Below are 20,624 nucleotides of genomic sequence, written 5' to 3'. Positions count from 1 at the left end.
AGCTATGCACTTGGTCCACATAGGGTCGGTGAGTAACACGCCATGAGTCGCTGGGAATACTTCCTCAAGCGGCTGTTGCTCACGATCCCCGTCCTCTTTCTGGTCATCACGTTCCTGTTTATAATGCTTCGTATGGGGCCGATCGACCCGGTCGCTGCCCGACTCGGCCCCGAGGCGACTGGTGCAGAGGCGAACCGGATGCGAGAGCGGCTTGGATTGAACGATCCGCTCTGGGAGCAGTATCTCCAGTTTGCCAGGGACCTGATTCTGCTCGAGGGGCAGTCCTGGGTTGTACAGGGAGATCGCGCCGTCACAGCAGTGCTTAGAGATACAGCACCACCAACGCTATGGCTTGGCTTCTGGGCGATCATGCTCCCGCTGTTTATCGGTCTGCCGCTCGGATTCTATGCGGGACTCCATCCCAACAGCTGGGGTGATTACATCGCGTCAGTCAGTGGTATTCTCTGGCAGGCGATGCCGAACTTCTGGCTGTGCGTGATGCTTCTGGCTGTGCTCAGACAGACACAGGGCGGGGGCTGGTTCGGATTTGACTGGTACGCGTTCGGTCCGAGTTTTTACGAGGCGGGACAGAGTATCACAGGGACGCCCAACCTCAACTGGTTCGCCGACAGTACGTCGTACATCGACTGGGGAGCACTGGCAGTCGATATTAAATTAATCCTCCCCCCGGCACTCGTTCTCGGGTCCGCGTCGATGGCTGCCGAACTGCGAATCGGACGAACCGCCGTTCTCGAAACGATCAACTCCAACTATATTCAGACCGCACGAGCGAAGGGACTGACCAGCCGCGTCATCGTCTGGAAACATATGTTCCGGAACGCTCTCATCCCGCTCGTCCCGGTGATTACCAACGAGGCGTTCTTGTTGATCGGCGGATCGGTCATCGTCGAACAGATCTTCAACATCAACGGATTGGGGAGAACCTTCTTCCAGGCAGTTATTCAGGGCGATCTTCCGCTTGCTGGTTCCCTGTTGTTCGTGTTCACAGTGATAATCCTGTTTTTGAACATCTTGCAGGACTTCCTGTACACGATTATCGATCCACGAGTGGGGTATGACAAATGAGTAGTGATTACGACGAGGCGCTTGACGACGAAGTATCGATTCGAGAACGAGTCGAAACGAACCCACGTCCTGCCCTGTTCTGGCTTCTCGGTGCAGGTATACTGTTCGCTCTGGAGTTCAGTCGATATCTTGGCTGGCTGGTCGAACTCGGTTCGGCGGCAAAATTCGTTTTCGACGGGGTCGCGGCGCTACCCGGTTGGATCGGTGGTAACGTAGCTTCTACCCTTGGACGGTTCGCCGGTGCGCTTGCGAGCGACTTGACTGCATTAGTGATGCTCTTTGTCGTTTCAATGATCCTCGTGGCGCTGGTACTGCCCGGGCGGCTGATAGATCGGTTCGACGTCGATCTGACTCGGCGCGGTGAGTTCTACGCGGAGAGTGCGCTGGTTACTGTGATCCTCGCTATCGTAGCCAGTATCCTCGCTTTCACACCGCTTGGCTCGCTCGTGTCGCACGAAATTAGCTTTACGGCACGCCTGCTTGAATCGATCGCTGCGGCGGTCCCACATATCACCAGCCCGGACCTGATCCCGAATATGGGACACCGTACTCCGGACGGTGGCTGGGCCGGGACGTTCATGGGCCTCTCGCCAGCGGTTGCGTGGGGTATTCGAGTCACCATAGTGTTCGCTTACGTTGGTGCGTGCGTGGCGTGGGCCTGGCGTGGATACAATGTGTACCGGGACGAGTACCGCCAAGCCGACTGGACGCCGCGGGATGATACCATCCGTCGGTTCCGCAATCATTACTGGGGACTGTTTGGTCTCGCCATCGTCCTGCTGTTCGTTGTAATGGCGCTCTGGGCGTCTGCGATCAGTCCTGTCCCCGTCGAAGAGAACGTGTACGAGCCGTATAATCACGAGTTTGACTATCTGACAGAGGACGGCGAAATCGAATCGACTACCCACGGTAGTGCAAACGTTCACACCCGTTCTGACGGACAGAACACTGTCTCCCCATTGAGTTACGATCAGTACGATCGGTGGGCGCCATTGGGGACGACACCGAGAGGGCAAGACCTGTTAACAAACCTCACCTATGGTGCCCAGACGTCGCTCGTGATCGGACTCACTGCGATCGGACTTGGTGCACTTATCGCGGTGATTCTATCGTTGATCACTGCATACTACAAAGGACTGGCTGATATGCTGACTGTGATCGCAAGCGACACCATCATCGCGATTCCAGCGTTCCTCCTGGTTATGCTCATGTCCGTGTTGTTTACCGAGGCAAATCATCCCGTTGCCCAACCACTGGATGGAGGCATACTGCTGGCGCTGATCTTTGCGTTTGCCTACTGGCCCGGGATGTGGCGTGCAATACGTGGCCCGTCATTACAGGTCGCAGAGCAGGACTGGGTCGACGCCGCGAAAAGCTACGGGCAGTCGCCACTCCGTATCATGCAAAAACACATGTCTCCGTACATCGCTGGCTACATCATGATCTACGCATCGCTACTGCTGGGTGGTGTCATTATCGCCACCGCCGCACTGACATTCCTCGGGCTCGGCATCAGTGCACCGACTCCGGAGTGGGGGCGGCTGATCGATCAGGGTCAGCCATACGTCGCTACGTCGTCGTATCACGTTGCCACGATTTCGGGGATAATGATCGTTCTCGTCGTGACGGCGTTTAACGCGCTCGGCGATGGAATCCGCGACGCAATCGATCCCGAGGCGGATGTCGGCGAGGGTGCTGACTCCGGTGCCGCGGGGGGTGGTGCCTGATGGCTTCCGAACGTGCTCCCCCGATGCTCAAAGTGCAGAACCTCCAGACTGCGTTCTTCACCGATAAGGAAACGATCCGTGCAGTCGATGGGATTTCCTTCGATATTCGTCTCGGGGAGACCGTCGGGATCGTCGGCGAAAGCGGGTCGGGAAAGAGTGTGACAGCCCGGTCACTGATGGGCCTGGTTGAATCTCCGGGTCGCGTTCTTGACGGTAGCAGCATCCAGTTCCACGAGCCCGATACCGTGCGTCAGTACGCCTCGGATTTTTCAAGTCGAGTCGTTGACGTCCCGGATCTAGAGGAGAGATATGACGTTGCCGAACTGTTCGACCGTGAGGAACTCGCCGCCACGCCTGAGACGTTCGGCTACGATAACCGACATGAGGTTCCACTGGTCGACGTGCTGGCCGCCTACGGCCCCGAACTCGACCTCATCGATGACAAGGACTGCGTCTTCGTCACTCGGCGCAACGGGGATGGCCCGTCAGGTATCTCTGACGGTTTCGTCGAAATCACACAGCTCGAAGGGGAATCCCTCCGGCGGATGCGTGGCGACCACATTGCGATGGTGTTTCAGGATCCGTTGACGAGCCTCAACCCAGTGTACACAGTTGGTAATCAGATCAAGGAAGCGCTCTCCCTCCATCAGGGAATCACCGGGAGAGATGCAACACGAGAGGCTGCTCGGCTGCTCGAAGCCGTCGGTATTCCGGATGCCAGACGTCGTATCAAGGAGTATCCCCACCAGTTCTCGGGAGGGATGCGCCAGCGTGCCGTCATCGCGATGGCACTGGCCTGTGACCCGGAGATGCTGATCTGTGACGAACCCACGACGGCACTGGACGTGACGATTCAGGCCCAGATCCTCGACCTGCTTGACGAACTTCAGGACACACGGGATCTCTCGATCATGTTCATCACACACGATATGGGTGTTATTGCCGAAACGTCCGACCGCGTCAACGTGATGTATGCTGGCGAAATCGTCGAAAGCGCTGGTGTCAAATCGCTGTTCGCGAATCCGAAACATCCCTATACCGAAGGACTGTTGGGGTCGATTCCTGGACAGCAGACCGGCGACCGTCTCAATACGATCGAAGGGAACGTCCCGACGCCAAATGAACCGGCGACGTACTGTCGGTTCGCACCGCGCTGTCCAAAGGCGTTCGACGAGTGTTCAGCAGTACATCCCCGGGCGGTCGATATCGAGTCGACGGATGCCGAGGATCACACCGCGGCATGTCTCCTCTACCCTGAAGAACTATCCGAACAGCAACGCATCGACTACCACGAACTGTCAACTGACATGGAGAAATACTGATGAGCGAGCACGTACAGGCGACTGACAGCGAGGCACCGACCCAGGAGAGAGAAGATACGATCATTGAGGTTGACGGGCTCAAAACGCACTACGAGTCGGGTGGACTGTTCGGTGGCGTGCCGGTCAAGGCTGTCGACGGCGTTTCATTCGATATATACCGTGGTGAAACGCTAGGTCTTGTCGGCGAGTCCGGCTGTGGGAAGACGACGCTTGGCCGGACTCTGGTCCAGCTAGAAGATGCCACTGCGGGAGAGGTCAGATTCGATGGGACCGATATCACGACGCTCAGTCGTGATGAACTGCACGAGTGGCGACGCGACGCGCAGATGGTGTTTCAGGATCCGGAGTCGAGTCTCAACGATCGAATGACGATCGGCGAAATCATCCAGGAACCACTCGACGTTCACGAGTGGAAATCGCCGCGCGAGCGTCGCCGCCACGTCAAATCGCTGCTCGACACCGTTGGGCTTCGCAAAGAGCACTACTATCGGTATCCTCACCAGTTCTCCGGTGGTCAGCGTCAGCGGATCGGTATCGCCCGGACGCTCGCGCTCGAACCCGACTTCATCGTCCTCGACGAGCCGGTTTCCGCACTTGACGTCTCCGTTCAGGCCGAAATCATCAATTTGCTGGACGACCTTCAGGATGAGTTCGGGCTAACGTATCTGTTTATTGCCCACGATCTCTCAGTTGTTCGCCATATCTGTGATCGAGTCGCCGTGATGTATCTCGGTAACATCATGGAGGTTGGCCCCACGGAGGAGATATTCGAGAACCCCTCAAACCCCTACACACACTCCTTGCTTTCGGCGATCCCGGAGCCTGATCCCACGATTGATCGAGAACGGATAATCCTTCACGGGACGCCACCGAACCCCCGATACCCACCATCCGGCTGTCCGTTCAGCACACGTTGTCCGGCTCGCATCCGTCCGGATGGCTTCCCCGATTTGGATGATGAACTGTGGGCCGAGCTGAACAAACTGCGAGAGATTCTTCGAGAACGGAAGCGTGCCGAACGATCGATTCGAGAACGACTCCGTGAACGCTTTGGCGGGGAAACGCGCTTTGCGACCGTCGAGGAAACCTACGAGGAGCTATTTGGCGATCAGGAGGTCCCAAAGGATGTAGAGGTTGTTCTGAATCGGATTGCAGATCACGCCGAAGACAACGAAGAGGCAGAAGCATTAGCCGTCTTCTCGGAGGAGTTCGGCAGCGTTTGTGAGTCAGAGCCACCGGAATATCATTCAACGTCAACTTCCGATCACAAGAGCTACTGCCACCGTCACGAGTCGACATATCGCGACCCGGCACAGGTTCTCAACGAACGGTACTGATGTCGGCTCCGGAGCCCCCTGAAACCCGCATCGGTCGGTTTGCCCGTCGCTGGATTGACACGGCTGCGTATGCGTTGGTCGTCGCTATACTGTGTATTGTGGGTGCGCTCGTCGTCTCTGTAGCTACTGGCGGCGAACTCGCTCGAGCAAACGCTTTGCTGTTCGTCACCGGCTGGTGTTTGCTTGCCTACGCAACGTTTCTCATGTGGCCCTCGTCGCCGGACGATCTCGACGAACAGGCGCCGTCAGGGGAGACTGTAGCGGGTTCGACGCGGATTCAGTCCATAGCAAGATCGCTCCCACCGCTTCGGTGGATCGGTCTCCCCGACCCGCACCATCGAATGCCGGTCCGTCGGCAACTGTTCGTTGCGTCTATACTCGTTCTGACGCTGTCGTTTGTCGCCGAGAGATGGCTCGGAATTGGCTGATTCGGGCGGAAAAGAGTTAACCGCCTCCCACAACGAAGGGTCTGTATGTCCGAAAACTCCGATGTGCCAGATGCGCGTACTCAACGACGGAGGGATCCAACTGGGGCCAAAACGGAGGCCTGGAAACAGACACTCGACGACATGGACGTGATCGCAGAGGAGCGTCGTGCCGACGGCTGGGACGTCCGTACACTCTTTTCGGTCCATACGGACACCGTCAGCATTGATATGGGTGATCACGACGACTTCGGTCTCTTTCATATCGTCCCGAACAATCAGACCGATGCGTTCGAGGAGTGGTTCGATCCCGAGGAGTTCACGGAATACCTGGTGTATGGCACCGATGTCGAGGGATTCATGTATGCTGTGATCGAGTTTATCGATTCGGAAACTAAACGGTCCATCCTTCTCGCCAGCCGATACGATATGACCCGTGCGAAGGGTATGGTCCAGTCTGCACACGAGGAAGGGGTGCTTTACTCACGCGTGAAGACCGTCGATGGGACGGTTCTCGGTGTGTTCGAACACGAGGAGTTTACTCCCCTCATTACAAAACCTACGGAGTAGTCTGATCGCTGGGTCGACAGTCTCGAATCACGTTCTCACTTGTAGGAGTAGACCCGGACACTGGAACGTATTCTGTCTACTTGTCTTTTACAAATTAGTTATCTATAATTATCATACGTGTGTGTTCCGGCGAGAAAATCTGACTATTTGAACATCTATCTGGGGAAATTCACCAAAGATCAACTATTCAAACGCGTATAAGGCATATATATGTGGGGTGAGCTGGCTGCTAACCAGCACGGACCTACAAAAGATTTTTAATCTAGCTTAACTTTGTCATGCGTATGCCACACAACGTGGATCGTATTCAGTCGGATGGACCATATATTAATCGCCGCCAGTGGCTTTCGATGCTCGGAGTTGGTGGGGCTGCCGCGCTCGCAGGATGTACCGGTGGTGGCGATGATGACGAAGATCCCGGTGCCGAAAACGGAGGAGATGATGATGCAGGAGTCGATCCTGACGCCGAAATTCCGGATGTGAGTGGTCAGTACGACGATGTCCAGGCATCCGGCTTCGATACGTTGAACCCAATCACAAACACCGAGGATGGTGCTGGAACTGCCATCGGATACGCCCTCGATATGGGCTATACGTTCAATCCCGATAACGAACTAGTCCCACTGCTGTACGATGTGACGACGGACGATGGGGGCGAAACATGGACGATCGATATTCGAGAGGGACTTGAGTTTAGCGATCCGTACGGCGAGTTCACCGCCGACGACTTCGTCTTCTACGTTGAGGAAATTCATCAGGCAGAATGGGCCCCGAGTGCAAACTCGCCCGACTGGGAGGGTGTCGAGGTCGAAGAGGTCGGCGACTACGAGGTCGAGTGCACGCTGGAGAACCCGAACCTGCTATGGCCGGAGACTTTCAACCCGCTAGAGTATCCGATCCCGCGGGACCTCATCGAACCGTATGTGGAAGACGAAGACGCTGAAGGACTGCAAGAAGACACGGAGCTAATCGAGCTCGAATTCACCGGCAACATGGGCGCGTTTACCCTCGACGAGTGGGTCCGTGATGGCGGTACCAGCTACACACGCAACGACGAGTACTACCTGCGGGATGTTGCCGAAGAAGACGACGACTATCGCCTCTTTGCCGAGGCACCGTACTTCGAGACGCTCGAATTGCAGATCATCGAAGAGGAATCCTCCCGGATCAGTTCCCTCGAAACCGGTGCAGTCGATCACGTTACCCTGCCCCCGGACCGTGGTGAGCAGTTCATGGACGACGATGACACCCGAGTCGTGCTCGCGGACACTCCGTTCAATAACATCCTCTCGGTGAACCAGCGTGATAACGGCTGGACGGCTGGCCCTGGCAACCTCTTCCAGGTCAAGGAGTTCCGGCAGGCACTTGCTGCAGCCATCGACAAACCACAGCTCATCGAGGGTGTGTATCGTGGCTTCCACGACGAACACTACACCTGGCAGCCCGAGTTCTCCGAGTGGTTCCCGGGAACCGACGAACTGACACTGTGGGGGCATCCAGAGGATGGTGTCTATGGCGACGAGGCACGTGACCTCGCTGAACAGGCCCTCGACCAGATAGACGAGGATTACACCTACGACGGCGATACGTTGCTTACGCCAGATGGTGACCAGGTCGAACTCCAGCTATACTACAACGCTGCGTCCGAAACGCAAGAGCTCGCTGCTGGCTTCTTCGAGCAAGAGTTCGAGGAACATCTCGGTTTCACTCTCGAACTCAACTCCATCGACGGTACGCGATTCAGTGAGGAGTACTGGGATGGAAGCGATATTGCAGAACCAGGAACCACAGTCGAACACGACGGGAGGGAGTTTACCTGGGATGCTCCGAACCCCAGCAACCCCGGTCCCCGTGAGTATACCTCCAACGAGGCGTGGGACTTCGGCACCATCTTCGGGCTGAACACCTACCCACGGAATCCGCTCACGAACGATGCGTTCTTCGATGGCCCGGGTAATTTCTACAATCCTGTCGGGTACTACCCCGAATTCGACGCGGAGGGACTCTTCGATGAGGCCCGTAGCGCCGAAGACAGAGACGAACTCCAGGAGGTGTTCAACGAGTTATTCGTGAACCTCAATGAGGAACAGCCCTACATAATGTTGACATTCGGTGTCGACATCGAAGGATACAATCCGGATCTTGTCGGCCCAATCGGCGACTTCGCAAACGGGTACGACTTCCCGACGTGGTACTTCGACGAATAACTACTCTCATCTAGTATATTTATATGGGTTTTACACGGTACGTTGGAGCGCGTGTACTCTGGTCAGGAATAGTCTCGCTTATCATCGTCACAATCACGTTTCTGCTGTTGGCATTTGCGCCGAACCCATCGATTTCGGAGGCAGCCACACAGGCAGCACTACAGGGCGGTGATCCGACTGCAGCAGCCGAACGTGAACGACAGCTACGTGGCCTCGACGAACCACTATACGTGCGGTATCTCGACTTCCTGCACGGCGTGTATACGCTTGACTGGGGCTGGTCGGATCATCGAGCCCAGCCGGTGACCGAGGCAATCTGGCAGAGCCTCTATTACACTGCACAGTACTCGATCCCGTGGACGATCCTTACGCTGATTCTGGGCCCACTCATCGGTATCTACTCGGCAGCGAACATGTACTCGTGGAAAGATCACGTCGCGACCGGGTTCGCGTTCTTCGGCTGGGCAATCCCGAACTACTTCTTCGGGATCGTCCTGCTCGTGATCTTTGGTGTCTGGATGGAGTGGGTGCCGATCCAGTACAATACTTCGGTTCCCGTCTTCAGCCTTGAGAACGCACGCCAACTCGTCTTGCCGGTGTTCGTACTGGTCACCGGTTCGATCGGTGCGGTGATGCGCGTGTCGAGAAACGAATCTGCCGAGTTCCAGAATGCGGAGTTCATGAAAACGGCCAAAGCAAAGGGTGTGTCACCAACACGTGCGTATGCGTATCACGTCCTGCGCCCGACGATGGTGCCACTGTCGACGACGATCGTCGGGCAGTTGCTGGTTATCTTCCTGGGCTCCTCACTGCTGGTCGAGATCGTGTTCGGCATTCCCGGACTCGGACGAATGACGTTCAACGCGCTCATCGCACAGGACACGAGTCTGGTGCTGGGAACTACACTGTTGTTCACATTCATCGCAGTCATCGGTAACCTGATCGAAGATATCGTCTTCACACTAATGGATCCGCGAATCAGCTACGACGACCGCTAAGCATGTACAGTAACTAACTATGGCCACAGAGAAACCACCACAGTTCGACGATGTTGACTGGGATAACCTCTCCAGAGCCGGGTTTTTCGATCTATCCATCAACACGAAGTTAATGTTGTTAACCGGCGTTCCGGTCCTGTTGCTCGGGCTATACGATCACTTCTTTGTAAGTGCTCGGGACGCAACGTTCGTACAGCTCGGCCAGGATCTCGGGCTCGCCTCACAGTTCGAGATGCTGGGGCTGAATCACGACCCAACGAGCGTAGACATCCTGTTTGTCTTCACTCTCTGTTTGTTTGCGTGGTATATGCTCCTGCCACTGTACCAGAATCCGCGAATGACCCGGTACTACTGGAAGGAGTTCAAACGCAACCGGCCAGCAGTAGTCAGTCTCATCTGGCTGGCCATCGTGTTTGTCGGCGGCATTCTTGGACCACTGTTTGTCAGTGCCCCTCAGCAGGATTTACTGCTTGGTAATCAGCCGCCGGTGTTCTGGGATATCGACGCCACCCACGTCTCACAATGCGCTGGGACTATCGAAAACGGTCAGTGTCATGGTACCTGGGAGTATCCGCTTGGAACCGATCGTGCTGGGCAAGATATCCTCTCCTCGATTATCTATGGCATGACGATCAGCATGCAAATCGCGTTCATAACGACGACGATCGTCGCCGCCATCGGTGTCAGCGTTGGAACCGTGAGTGCGTACAGTGCTGGCTGGATCGACGAGATCCTGATGCGGACTGTCGACATCGTGCTCTCGTTCCCGACGCTCCTGTTTTTCCTTCTTATTCTCTATATATACGGAGCTGGACTGGGAATGTTCATCCTGGTGTTCGCGCTGTTTGGCTGGGGTAGTACTGCCAGATACGTCCGCAGCAAGGCGCTGTCAGTCTCCGAAGAGGAGTTCATCAAAGCAACCAAAATCAGTGGTGCCAGCACCTACAAGATCGTTCGCAGACACGTCGTTCCGAACACCGCGAGTAGTATCATTACCCAGTTGACGCTGCTGATTCCGGGATTCCTGTTGGCGGAGGCCCAGCTGGCGTACCTTGGGATCGGTGACAGTGATATCCCGTCGTGGGGACAGCTAATCGCGTCTGGCCGGGAACTGATCGATATCGCACCGTGGATCATGCTTGCTCCGGGGATAGCTCTCTTTTTGACCATCCTCGCGTTCAATTTCCTCGGTGATGCACTGCTCGATGCACTCAATCCCGAAGCCGAAGCGGAGAATGAAAAATAATGATGGGCGATAGCGAATTCGAAACAGGCACGGACGACGAACTGCTCGTCGAGGTCCGAAACCTCAGAACGAAGTTCAAAACCGATAACGGTACTCTCGTCGCTGTCGACGATATCGACTTCTCGGTCCGTGAAGGCGAGACAGTCTGTATCGTGGGGGAGTCGGGGTCCGGAAAAACCGTTGCGACGGAATCGATCACTGGGTTGATCAAACAGCCCCCCGGGAAGATCGAGGGATCGGTCGAGTTCAGGGGGCAGAACCTGTCAGAGATGACAGAACAGGAACTGCGGCAAATCCGTGGAAACGGAATCGCACACATTTTCCAGAACCCCCAGGAGGCAATGAACCACTGCTACAGCATCGGGTGGCAGATCGTCGAAGCGATTCAGATCCACGACGACAGCGTCTCCGACACGCAAGCGAGAGCGCGTGCGGTCGATCTACTGGACCGTGTCGGTATCGCGAACGCCAGCGCACGGTTTGACGACTACCCTCACGAGTTCTCGGGCGGGCAAAAACAGCGAGTAATGATCGCGATGGCGCTGGTTGGAAACCCTGATCTCCTCATCGCAGACGAGCCGACGACAGCACTCGACGTAACAGTGCAGGGGCAGATCCTCGATCTCCTGAACGAGCTACAGGAGGAGTTCGGTATGGGTATCCTTTTTGTTACGCACGATCTCGGTGTCGTCGCCGAAATCGCTGACAGGATCGTTGTTATGTACTCCGGCAAGGTGATGGAACGGGGTGACGTGTTCGATATCTTCGATCGACCCGCCCACCCGTATACTCAGGAGCTCCTGAAATGTCTTCCCGGACACGGTAAGGGACTTGGTGGGATCCCGGGGTCGCTTCCCGACCCGACCGATCCCCCGGATGGGTGTCGGTTCGCAGACCGGTGTCAGCATGCGGTTGCTGCCTGCAGGACGGGAGAGCAACCTGACGAAATCGAGATCGAGTCTGATCATCACGTCTCCTGTGTGCATTACGGCCCTGGCTATGATAGCACCGTCCTCAGGGATCCTGAGCTAGAGACCGCTGCCGAAGACACCCGGGAGGGGATCGTCGATGACTGATAAACCGCTTCTCTCCGTCCGGAATCTGAAAAAGCATTATCCGATAAAAAAAGGACTGCTTTCCAGAAAAGTCGGTGCGGCGAAAGCCGTTGATGGTATTAGCTTCGACCTTGATCCGGGTGAGACACTGGGTATCGTCGGGGAGTCTGGGTGTGGAAAGTCCACGGCTGCGTCCTCGATCATCCGTCTCGAAGAGCCAACAGAGGGCGAGGTCATCTTCAATGGCGGATCCCGTGCAGCGACCGCTGGTGAGGGCTCGAGCGCGAACGACGTGACGAAGTTCAACAAAAAAGAGCTCAAAGCGTTCCGTCGCGACGCGCAGATGATCTTTCAGGACCCGTCTTCGAGCTTCGATCCCCGGATGACGGTCGGCTCCTCCGCCGCCGAACTGTTACAGGTTCACGGTATGTCCGACCGTCAGCGACGCCGGGCGATCGTGGAGAACCTGCTCGAACGCGTCGGGATGTCCGCTTCGGATTACGATCGGTATCCACACGAGTTTTCGGGGGGACAGAAACAACGAATCGCCATCGCCCGTGCGCTGGTGCTGGATCCGGATCTGATTATCGCCGACGAGCCGGTTTCTGCACTCGATGTCTCCGTCCAGGCCGAAGTACTCTCTCTCATCAACGATCTGCAGCAGGAGTTCGGTCTCTCCCTTCTGCTCATTAGCCACGATATGGGGGTGATTCAGCAGATCTGTGATCGCGTCGCGGTGATGTATCTCGGAAAGATAGTCGAGATCGGTTCAACTGAGCAGTTGTTCTCGAACCCTCAGCATCCCTACACTGAGGCGCTCGTGTCTGCTATACCGACGCCCGATCCCCACGCGCGTGGAGAGGGGATCAAACTCACTGGAACAGTACCGAGTCCCACGGACCCACCAAGTGGCTGTTCATTTCATACACGTTGTCACAAGGTCGTGCAACCTGATGGGATTGATCTCGAACAGTCGAACTGGCGGAACCTGTTGAATCTTCGTGATCAGGTCACTGACGGGGAGATAGATGTCGGAAAGCTACGCGAGAATGCACTGGGTGAGTCGGATTCGAGTGACAGAGCAGATGTCTCCGACGCGAGGATAAAATCACAGATACGGACCGAGTTTGACCTACCAGATACGCTTTCGGATAGTGGAGCTGAGACTACGCTCGATACTGGTCTCGATTTGCTCGTCGCCGATGATCTCGAATCGGCTGCCGAGTTCTTTTCCGCGGAGTTCGTTACGCCCTGTGAAGAGATCACGCCGGAGTTCACAGACCACGGGGACACTCATCAGTCGTCCTGTATCCGCCATCAGGAGGCGAGACAGTCGGTTGAACTCTCGGCGAACGACGACTGAATCCGTCGCCCCAGTCGCTTTTGTATCATTTTTGTCCTGGAGCAGGATTTTGCCGCCACTTGTGCGTCATAGGAGCTCTATTCCGATAGCTCACCAGTAGCTTTCGCGTCTCGCAACGCCAGAGTCACTGCACCAACTCCCACGAGTGTCACGAGTCCTGCGATCAAGCTCCCAACGTACGGCAGTTGCGCTACGAGTGCGACCAGCGGGAGGCCGATGATCAACCCGAGCCACCGGTTCCGCGCGGACGCAACCGAGAGTAGCCACATGCCGACCGCGAATCGCCCGTAGACGGTCGCAATCCATAGAAAGACGGCGAACAACAGGAACCCAACCAGAGCAATCGGGATCCCCAGGACACTCAGTACAAGGAGCCCGAGTACGATCGGCACCACGATGATGGCCAGCAGTCCAACACCAGCACTGGACAGTGTAGATTCCCTGAACCGGTCACTTACCGCCAGTGAGAATCGCGGGCCGAGAGCGAGCAGTATCGCTCCTAGCAGCATGTTCAACAGCAGTGCGTACGCCGCAATGGCCCACTCAAGCCCCTCGGGATACTCCGCCGGCCCGATCGCGGTGCCGGGATCACGTGTCGTCTCGCCGCCGACTTCCGCTCCGGGCTGGGTGTCGAGTTCGCCAGCGTAAGAAAGATCCCCATCGATTACCGCGCTCGATCCGAGCGTGATCGTTCCCGATCCCGCCTCGACGTCACCCTGAACCGTCCCGTCAATCGTCACTGATCCGGCGGCGATCGACACCGACCCCCCGACGGTCGCCGTCTCGCCGATCCAGACGTTTCCACCGATGACCTGTAGATCGCCGCTCACGTCGCCGGTAATCCGGACATCGCCCCCGAGTACCGAGACATCCTCGGCGTCGCCATCGATCGTTACCGTCCCCCCGATGACTCGGAGTTCTCCCTCGACGGTTCCATCAATGACGACCGTCCCGCCAGCGACGGTCAGATCTTCGGCGGTCTCTCCCTCCTCGACGACGACTGTGCCACCAGTTCGAGTCTCGTCTGCCGCGACGACCGCGGGACCGACTGCGAGGATACTGACGAGTGCCAACACCGCGAGAACGACGAACGAACGTCTCATTCAGATGTACATTCACCGAAGCGAGACAAGTAGTTAGTTCAGAAACAGTTTCCAGTTGACTCGCTCTACTTCCTGGCGAGTAGCCTTTTGCCCACCGAGCACGTTCTTCAATCGATGAAAACGGCTATCCTCACCGTGGGGGACGAAGTGCTCGCTGGCGACACGCCGAACACGAACGCCACCTGGCTCGCCGAGCAGATCACCGCTCATGGGTCGACGGTCGCCCGGATCCTCACCCTGCCGGACGACCGCCAACTTATCGTCGAGACGGTCGACGACTGGAACGACCGCTTCGACGCCGTCGTGATCACCGGCGGCCTCGGTGGGACCCACGACGACGTCACAGTCGATGCCCTCGCCGACGTGTTCGATCGCGAACTGGTCGTCGATCCGGCGGTGCGTGAGGACGTCCTCGAAACCGCAGCGGCCTACCGAGATGCCAATCCCGACCTCGTCGCCGAACACGATCTCGATCTTGACCTCAACGCGTGGGCGTCACTGCCCGAGGGCGCTCGCGCGATCATCAATCCCGAGGGACTGTGCCCCGGCTGCGTGCTGGGGACCGTCTACGCCTTCCCTGGCGCCCCCGCCGAGATGCAGGCTCTCTTCGAGACCGTTGCCCACGAGTTCGACGGTGATGTCACGTCGCGGACGCTGTACACGCCCCAGCCCGAAGGCTCGATGGTCGACGTCCTTGCGGGCGTGCGCGAGAAGTTTGATGTGCAGGTGGGGAGCTATCCGGATACGGGTGGACTGAACCGACTGAAAGTAAGCGGCGAAGACGGTAATGCCGTCAAAAGGGCTGTAGAGTGGCTGGAAATCAGAGTTACAGTCGACAGAGTGGTGTGAGGGACGACGTACTACAATATTTGTAGTGTATACTTCGAAAACTGTAGTGTTCGGAGAGGTAGATTTGAACCACGCCAACTTCGGTCGCAGTGCTCCCTCGTTGTCTACTTCAAATCTACTCGTCGTACTTCTGAGAACTCAGGTATCGCTCGCCGATAAAACGGCTCGCTGGGTAGTTGAGTTCTCAAAAAGTAGCGGGAGGTAGATTTGAACTACCGATCTGCGGGTTATGAGCCCGCCGGAATCTCCTGGCTATCCCATCCCGCTACCAGTTCGTACCGCCGTCCGCTAGTTAAGGGTTGTGTTTCACCTGTCCCATGTGGGTTCTCCTCATTCGTGGACGCTCCAGGTGAAGTAGCTCTCCGCCAGAAAGTTGACGACGAAACCACAGGCAATACCCACGGCGTTGGCCAGCAGGTACGGCACGCCGAACACTCGAACCAGTACGGAGAGGACGACAGTAGCGACGGTGAGTCCGCCGAGACGGACGGCGTTCGAGGTGGCGAGGCGTCGCAGGAGGGACCGATAGCCGTCGTTCCCCCACTGCGAGAACGTCCAGCGGTCGTTCAGGACGAACATGACGAGTATCGCAGCCTCGACGGCGATAACCTTGGCGAGTTCAAGCGGGAATTCCCAGCGTTCGACGAGCGTGATCAGGACGGCGAAATCGATCGTGGTACCGACGAGGCCGACGGTAGCGAACCGGACGAGTCGGCCACCGGATACCAGTGATCGAAGCCGTGCCCGCACGACGTCAAGCATTCCTGATCGTCGTATGTCTCTTCTGTGAGCAGTGAAAAGCCATGCGACTCTGTCGTGAGGTTTAATTACTTTACTTGTGACGTATATCAGGAGAACGTGTGTTCGATAGTGACTCTCCCGATGAACTGGAACAACATCTGATACGGTTCATCGATAACCTCCCTGGTCTCGCGTACCGGTGCGAGCCACAGCCACCGTGGGAGATGACGTTTCTACGCGGACAGGTTGAGTCGCTCACCGGGTACCCGGTACAGCTGTTCGAAGACAACGAAGTGACCTTCGGGGAGTTAATCTGCGACGGTACGTCCACAACCCTGACTGAGGACATCGACACTGCAATCGAGAACCGCTCGCAGTTCAGCGTCACCTACGATATCAGGACGAGTAATGGAGAGATCAAACACGTCTTCGAGCGCGGTCTCCCGATCGTCGAGAACGACGCAGTCGTTGCACTCGAAGGAGTCATCGTCGAGATAACCCAGCAAAAGGAGTACGAACGGCGTCTGCGACAACAGAACGACCTATTCGCTCGGACACAGGAAATGGCCAACGTGGGAGGGTGGGAACTGGATCTCCAGACCGATACCCTCCACTGGACCGATCAGGTACATCGGATCCACGGGCTGTCCCTGGACTATGAACCGAGCGTCGTGGATGCTCTGGAGTTCTACCACGAGGCCGACCGGACAGTGCTGCGAGAATCGCTGTTGAACGCAATTGAGGAGGGCGAGCCGTTCGATCATGAACTTCGAATAATTACATATCACGGCGAACAGCGTTGGGTTCGTACGAGAGGTGTTCCACAGGTCGAGGACGATGAGACGGTTCGCGTTCGGGGGGCGATGCAGGACGTAACAGAACGACGTGAACGCGAGCGCTCGCTTCGGGAGGAGAAAGCGCTAACCAAAAGCATCTTCGAGGCGCTTCCGGACATCCTCTATGTCTTCGATGAGGAGGGGCAGTTCACACGGTGGAACGATCGGTTCCGGAGTGTGACTGGCTACTCCGACGACGAGATCGTCGATATGGGTCCGGAAGAATTCATTGCAACGGAGGATCGGGACGCTGTCAGATCGAAAATACGGACTGTCCTTGAAGACGAAGAATCGACGACTGTCAAAGCGCAACTAAGGACGAAATCGGGCGAACAGATCCCCTACGAGTTCACGAGTGCGCCGCTCTCGAACAGCGATCGCGGAAAGAGGGAACTCGTCGGGCTCGGTCGTGATATCTCGGGGCGGCTAGAACAGCAGCGACGGTTCGAGGCGGTGTTTAACAACACCTACCAGTTCACAGGGTTGCTAGATCCCGAGGGAACGCTCATCGAGGTGAACGATGCCGGACTCGCGTTCACGAATCTGAGCCGAAACGACGTGATCGGGTTGCAACTGTGGGAGGCTCTGGAGCTCTGCACCGACGACGCTCAGCGGTCGCTTCGCCGTGGCTTCGAGCAGGCGCTGTCCGGCGACTGGTACCGGGACGAGCTCCGTGTTCGAGCCAAGGGGCAAGATACTATCATCGACTTTTCGATCAGGCCGATCACTGACGACAGTGGTGAGGTCGTCTTTCTGGTCCCGGAAGGGCGTGATATCACCGAGTTCAAGGAACGAGAGCAGCTACTGCGGGTCCTCAATCGGCTCTTGCGGCATAATATCCGAAACGACCTGACCGCGATTCGGGGCTACGCCGGAACGCTCGCGGACTCGATCTCAGATCCGGAACTGATCGAGTACGCCGGACAGATCGACACTGCGGCGGATAATCTGCTCTCTACCAGTGAAAAAGCAAAGGAGATGGTCGACCTGATTCTCGCCCCGGTCAGGGATACTGCCAACCTGGATGTCGAGCCGGTGGTGAAAACGGTGTCACGAGCGCTCGAGCGTGAGTACCCGGCGGCTACGGTGAACGTGGCGATAGATGGGTCGGTCGTTGCCGAGTGTGACGAGCGACTCGGAATCGTCCTCGAACAGCTGATCGAAAACGGAATCGAGCATAACACGGACGATCACCCACAGGTTGACGTTCGTGTGTCCGGGCGCGGTGATACTGCGCGGATCGAAATAGCCGATACTGGTCCAGGGATTCCCGAGGACGAGTGGTCGATGATCAACGAGGAGGTCCGGGATGCACCAACCCAGCTTCGGCACGGGAAGGGCATCGGCCTGATACTGACACAGTGGATCGTCGACGAGTTCGGCGGCTCCGTCCAGTACAGCGAGCGCCCCGAGACAGGGAGTCGCGTCATCGTCCGTCTCCCTTCAGCGTCGGCTGCCGAGCAAAACGCCTAACCTCTCTCCGTGAGAGGTAGGAGTATGACACGTGTTGCACTGATCGCACACGACGACAAGAAACCGGAAATGATCGACCTCGCACAGGAACACGAGGAGCTTCTGGAGCAGTACGACCTCATCGCGACGGGGACGACCGGCAAGCGCCTGATGGAAGAAACCGATCTCGAGATCGAGCGCAAGGAATCCGGCCCGCTCGGTGGGGACATGATGATCGGTGCGGAAGTCGCCGAGGGTATCCTCGATGGGATCGTGTTCCTGCGTGACCCACTCCGTGCACAGGCCCACGAACCTGACATCTCAGCACTGTTACGGATCTGTGACGTTCACGACACGGCGCTGGCGACGAACCTCGCCTCGGCGGAGTACCTGCTGAAGGGACTCGCGGATCGACCGGTCCATCAGGACGAATAGAAGCGGTCGAATTTTTGACGTTGCGCTATCCTGCTCGTTCGATAACGGTGACCTCTCCGGCGTCGAGCCGGTCGACGTCGAGGAAGTGCGGGATGTACTCGCGTTTGTCGTAGCTCTCGCGCTCGTCTTCGGTTCCGGCGACACACCACAGCTGGACCTCGTCGGGGCCGTGCCAGTCTCCGTTGCGATTGATCTGGAACAGTGTCAGTTCCTCGCCACCGTGCTCGATGACGGCGTTGCGACGAACCCCCGGATCCCCGCTGATGATGAGGCGTTTCATGTGTCTCCGTTCGTCCGACCGTCAATTAAGCGCTTCGAGACCGAGTCGTGGGCCGTCCCGAACCAAACGGGTTTTAAGCGCCCGTGGATTATCACACTCCAAGAGGCCGATATCTATGGAAATGCCACGCCGATTTAACACGTACTGCCCGCACTGCAACGAGCACTACGAACACGAGGTCGAGAAGGTTCGGACCGGTCGAACTACCGGAATGAAGTGGATCGACCGGCAGGAGCGACGTAACAAGGGAATCGGGAACGACGGCAAGTTCTCGAAGGTGCCCGGTGGCGACAAGCCCACCAAGAAGACAGACCTCAAATACCGCTGTGGCGAGTGCGGCAAGGCCCACCTCCGTCAGGGCTGGCGTGCCGGTCGCCTGACGTTCCAGGAGTGATTACGATGGCAGGAAATTTCTACAACGTGCAGTGTCCGGACTGTGAGAACGAACAGGTCGTCTTCGGCAAAGCTTCCACAGAGGTCTCGTGTGCGGTCTGTGGCGTCACGCTCGCCACACCCACCGGTGGAAAGGCGGAGTTCGAGGGCGAGGTCCTCGACGTCGTCGAGAACCGTACCGTCGAGGCGGAGTGAGCGTCGAGGTGATCGACGATGAAATTTAGCGGCTGGCCAGAGTCCGGCGAGCTCGTCGTCGGCGAGGTCGACGAGATCGAGGACTTCGGCGTCTTCGTCGATCTCAAGGAGTACGAGGACAAACGCGGACTGACACACGTCAGCGAGGTCGCTTCCGGCTGGATCAAGAACGTCCGCGATCACGTCCGGGAAGGACAGACGGTCGTCTGCAAGGTCCTCGACGTAGATGAGGACGCCCAGCAGATCGATCTCTCGATCAAAGACGTCAACGACCACCAGCGCTCCGAGAAGATCCAGGAGTGGAAAAACGAGCAGAAAGCGGACAACTGGATGCTACTCGCATTCGGTGAGGACGTCGACGACGAAACATACACCCGCGTCGCCAACGAGATCCTCGCGGAGTTCGGCAGCCTCTACGACGGCTTCGAGGAGGCCGCCATCCACGGTCACGAAGCGCTCGAAGGAACCGATCTCGACGACGATGATCTCGACGCGCTCGTCGAGACGGCTCGCGAGAACGTTTCGGTTCCCTACGTCAACGTCACCGGCTACGTTGACCTCGAATGTCCCACCGCCGAGGGGGTCGATTCGATCAAGGAAGCGCTGAAAGCCGCAGAGGGCAACGGTGAGGTGCCCGACGAGGTCGACCTCGAAGTGACCTACGTCGGCTCGCCGGAGTATCGGATCAGGGTGCAAGCGCCGAATTACAAGACCGCCGAAAGCGAACTCGAAACGAGCGCCAACCGCGCCATCGATATGATCGAGGGGATCGGCGGGACCGGCGAGTTCCACCGCGAACGCCGTACCGACGACGAGTAATGAAATCTGACATCCGGATCTGTTCGGCGTGGCGCGATGCGCACGAACGTCCGGTGTATACCCTTTCTTCGAACTGTCCCGAATGCGGAGCCGACGCGATAAACAGTGCTCCCGCACCGTTCAACCCCGAGGATCCGTACGGCGAGTACCGACGCGCACTTAAGCGACGCGCACACGAGTAAGCG

The 20,624-nt window shown here is 57.3% G+C and carries 21 protein-coding genes and 1 tRNA gene; 18 read left to right on the top strand and 4 right to left on the bottom strand.

Translation table 11 applies throughout. From position 1 onward, the window contains the following. The first annotated feature begins 42 nt into the window (after positions 1 to 42). The 11 genes from AArcS_RS09355 to AArcS_RS09305 all read left to right on the top strand — a co-directional run bounded on the left by AArcS_RS09355 (position 43) and on the right by AArcS_RS09305 (position 13,336). Complete coding sequence (locus tag AArcS_RS09355; RefSeq protein WP_238477157.1) at positions 43 to 1,086, top strand: ABC transporter permease; 1,044 nt, start codon at positions 43 to 45, stop codon at positions 1,084 to 1,086. Beyond that, positions 1,083 to 2,813: an ABC transporter permease gene (locus tag AArcS_RS09350; RefSeq protein ID WP_238477156.1), complete on the top strand. Its 1,731-nt coding sequence runs from the start codon at positions 1,083 to 1,085 to the stop codon at positions 2,811 to 2,813. The genes AArcS_RS09355 and AArcS_RS09350 overlap by 4 nt, the downstream gene beginning before the upstream one ends. Further along, on the top strand, positions 2,813 to 4,135 hold the full coding sequence (locus AArcS_RS09345) for an ABC transporter ATP-binding protein (protein ID WP_238477155.1): 1,323 nt from the start codon (positions 2,813 to 2,815) through the stop codon (positions 4,133 to 4,135). Before AArcS_RS09350 ends, AArcS_RS09345 begins: the two co-directional genes overlap by 1 nt. Beyond that, the gene (locus tag AArcS_RS09340) at positions 4,135 to 5,472 is read left to right on the top strand and encodes an ABC transporter ATP-binding protein (RefSeq protein WP_238477154.1); all 1,338 of its coding nucleotides are present in this window, start codon (positions 4,135 to 4,137) and stop codon (positions 5,470 to 5,472) included. Before AArcS_RS09345 ends, AArcS_RS09340 begins: the two co-directional genes overlap by 1 nt. Further along, the gene (locus AArcS_RS09335) at positions 5,472 to 5,900 is read left to right on the top strand and encodes a DUF7555 family protein (protein WP_238477153.1); all 429 of its coding nucleotides are present in this window, start codon (positions 5,472 to 5,474) and stop codon (positions 5,898 to 5,900) included. Before AArcS_RS09340 ends, AArcS_RS09335 begins: the two co-directional genes overlap by 1 nt. Positions 5,901 to 5,945: 45 nt before the next feature. Continuing rightward, complete coding sequence (locus tag AArcS_RS09330) at positions 5,946 to 6,467, top strand: DUF7529 family protein (protein ID WP_238477152.1); 522 nt, start codon at positions 5,946 to 5,948, stop codon at positions 6,465 to 6,467. Between the two features lie 284 nt (positions 6,468 to 6,751). Beyond that, positions 6,752 to 8,674 (top strand): ABC transporter substrate-binding protein, encoded by a 1,923-nt coding sequence (locus AArcS_RS09325; RefSeq protein WP_238477151.1) that lies wholly within the window; start codon positions 6,752 to 6,754, stop codon positions 8,672 to 8,674. 23 nt (positions 8,675 to 8,697) lie between these two features. Next, positions 8,698 to 9,672: an ABC transporter permease gene (locus AArcS_RS09320; protein WP_375139601.1), complete on the top strand. Its 975-nt coding sequence runs from the start codon at positions 8,698 to 8,700 to the stop codon at positions 9,670 to 9,672. 19 nt (positions 9,673 to 9,691) lie between these two features. Further along, the gene (locus tag AArcS_RS09315; protein ID WP_238477149.1) at positions 9,692 to 10,918 is read left to right on the top strand and encodes an ABC transporter permease; all 1,227 of its coding nucleotides are present in this window, start codon (positions 9,692 to 9,694) and stop codon (positions 10,916 to 10,918) included. Next, entirely contained in the window at positions 10,918 to 11,994 is a 1,077-nt protein-coding gene (locus tag AArcS_RS09310; protein WP_238477148.1) for an ABC transporter ATP-binding protein, read from the top strand. Before AArcS_RS09315 ends, AArcS_RS09310 begins: the two co-directional genes overlap by 1 nt. Then, entirely contained in the window at positions 11,987 to 13,336 is a 1,350-nt protein-coding gene (locus tag AArcS_RS09305; protein WP_238477147.1) for an ABC transporter ATP-binding protein, read from the top strand. Before AArcS_RS09310 ends, AArcS_RS09305 begins: the two co-directional genes overlap by 8 nt. 77 nt (positions 13,337 to 13,413) lie before the next feature. Here AArcS_RS09305 and AArcS_RS09300 read toward each other — a convergent pair whose 3' ends face one another. Continuing rightward, on the bottom strand, positions 13,414 to 14,439 hold the full coding sequence (locus AArcS_RS09300) for a bactofilin family protein (RefSeq protein ID WP_238477146.1): 1,026 nt from the start codon (positions 14,437 to 14,439) through the stop codon (positions 13,414 to 13,416). 114 nt (positions 14,440 to 14,553) lie between these two features. Here AArcS_RS09300 and AArcS_RS09295 point away from each other — a divergent pair, with 114 nt between their 5' ends. After that, positions 14,554 to 15,288, top strand: a complete 735-nt coding sequence (locus AArcS_RS09295; protein WP_238477145.1) for a competence/damage-inducible protein A — start codon at positions 14,554 to 14,556, stop codon at positions 15,286 to 15,288. A 192-nt stretch (positions 15,289 to 15,480) separates the two neighbouring features. Here AArcS_RS09295 and AArcS_RS09290 read toward each other — a convergent pair. Together AArcS_RS09290 and AArcS_RS09285 are read right to left on the bottom strand one after the other, a co-directional pair. Beyond that, positions 15,481 to 15,555 (bottom strand) — tRNA-Met (locus tag AArcS_RS09290). A 63-nt stretch (positions 15,556 to 15,618) separates the two neighbouring features. Further along, positions 15,619 to 16,050, bottom strand: coding sequence for a GtrA family protein (locus AArcS_RS09285; protein WP_238477144.1), 432 nt, complete (start codon positions 16,048 to 16,050; stop codon positions 15,619 to 15,621). A 98-nt stretch (positions 16,051 to 16,148) separates the two neighbouring features. On the opposite strand from AArcS_RS09285, the gene AArcS_RS09280 reads away from it, so the two are divergent. Both AArcS_RS09280 and AArcS_RS09275 read left to right on the top strand, forming a co-directional pair. After that, complete coding sequence (locus AArcS_RS09280; RefSeq protein WP_238477143.1) at positions 16,149 to 18,338, top strand: PAS domain S-box protein; 2,190 nt, start codon at positions 16,149 to 16,151, stop codon at positions 18,336 to 18,338. 24 nt (positions 18,339 to 18,362) lie between these two features. Continuing rightward, positions 18,363 to 18,752 carry a methylglyoxal synthase gene (locus AArcS_RS09275; protein WP_238477142.1) on the top strand — a complete coding sequence of 130 codons (390 nt, stop codon included), beginning with the start codon at positions 18,363 to 18,365 and terminating at the stop codon, positions 18,750 to 18,752. 25 nt (positions 18,753 to 18,777) lie between these two features. Here AArcS_RS09275 and AArcS_RS09270 read toward each other — a convergent pair whose 3' ends face one another. Further along, positions 18,778 to 19,032, bottom strand: a complete 255-nt coding sequence (locus tag AArcS_RS09270) for an HAH_0734 family protein (protein ID WP_238477141.1) — start codon at positions 19,030 to 19,032, stop codon at positions 18,778 to 18,780. A 115-nt stretch (positions 19,033 to 19,147) separates the two neighbouring features. On the opposite strand from AArcS_RS09270, the gene AArcS_RS09265 reads away from it, so the two are divergent. Genes AArcS_RS09265 through AArcS_RS09250 form a run of 4 tightly spaced genes read left to right on the top strand, consistent with a single transcriptional unit; the run spans position 19,148 to position 20,621 of the window. Beyond that, positions 19,148 to 19,426: a 50S ribosomal protein L44e gene (locus AArcS_RS09265; protein WP_238477140.1), complete on the top strand. Its 279-nt coding sequence runs from the start codon at positions 19,148 to 19,150 to the stop codon at positions 19,424 to 19,426. Positions 19,427 to 19,431: 5 nt separating this feature from the next. Next, the gene (locus tag AArcS_RS09260) at positions 19,432 to 19,620 is read left to right on the top strand and encodes a 30S ribosomal protein S27e (protein WP_238477139.1); all 189 of its coding nucleotides are present in this window, start codon (positions 19,432 to 19,434) and stop codon (positions 19,618 to 19,620) included. 18 nt (positions 19,621 to 19,638) lie between these two features. Next, positions 19,639 to 20,439, top strand: a complete 801-nt coding sequence (locus tag AArcS_RS09255) for a translation initiation factor IF-2 subunit alpha (RefSeq protein ID WP_238477138.1) — start codon at positions 19,639 to 19,641, stop codon at positions 20,437 to 20,439. Continuing rightward, positions 20,439 to 20,621: an RNA-protein complex protein Nop10 gene (locus AArcS_RS09250; RefSeq protein WP_238477137.1), complete on the top strand. Its 183-nt coding sequence runs from the start codon at positions 20,439 to 20,441 to the stop codon at positions 20,619 to 20,621. The genes AArcS_RS09255 and AArcS_RS09250 overlap by 1 nt, the downstream gene beginning before the upstream one ends. Positions 20,622 to 20,624 lie beyond the last annotated feature (3 nt).

The organism is Natranaeroarchaeum sulfidigenes, from assembly GCF_017094485.1.
In the GTDB taxonomy this organism is placed as follows: domain Archaea; phylum Halobacteriota; class Halobacteria; order Halobacteriales; family Natronoarchaeaceae; genus Natranaeroarchaeum; species Natranaeroarchaeum sulfidigenes.
This window is presented reverse-complemented; position numbering and strand designations above follow the sequence as displayed.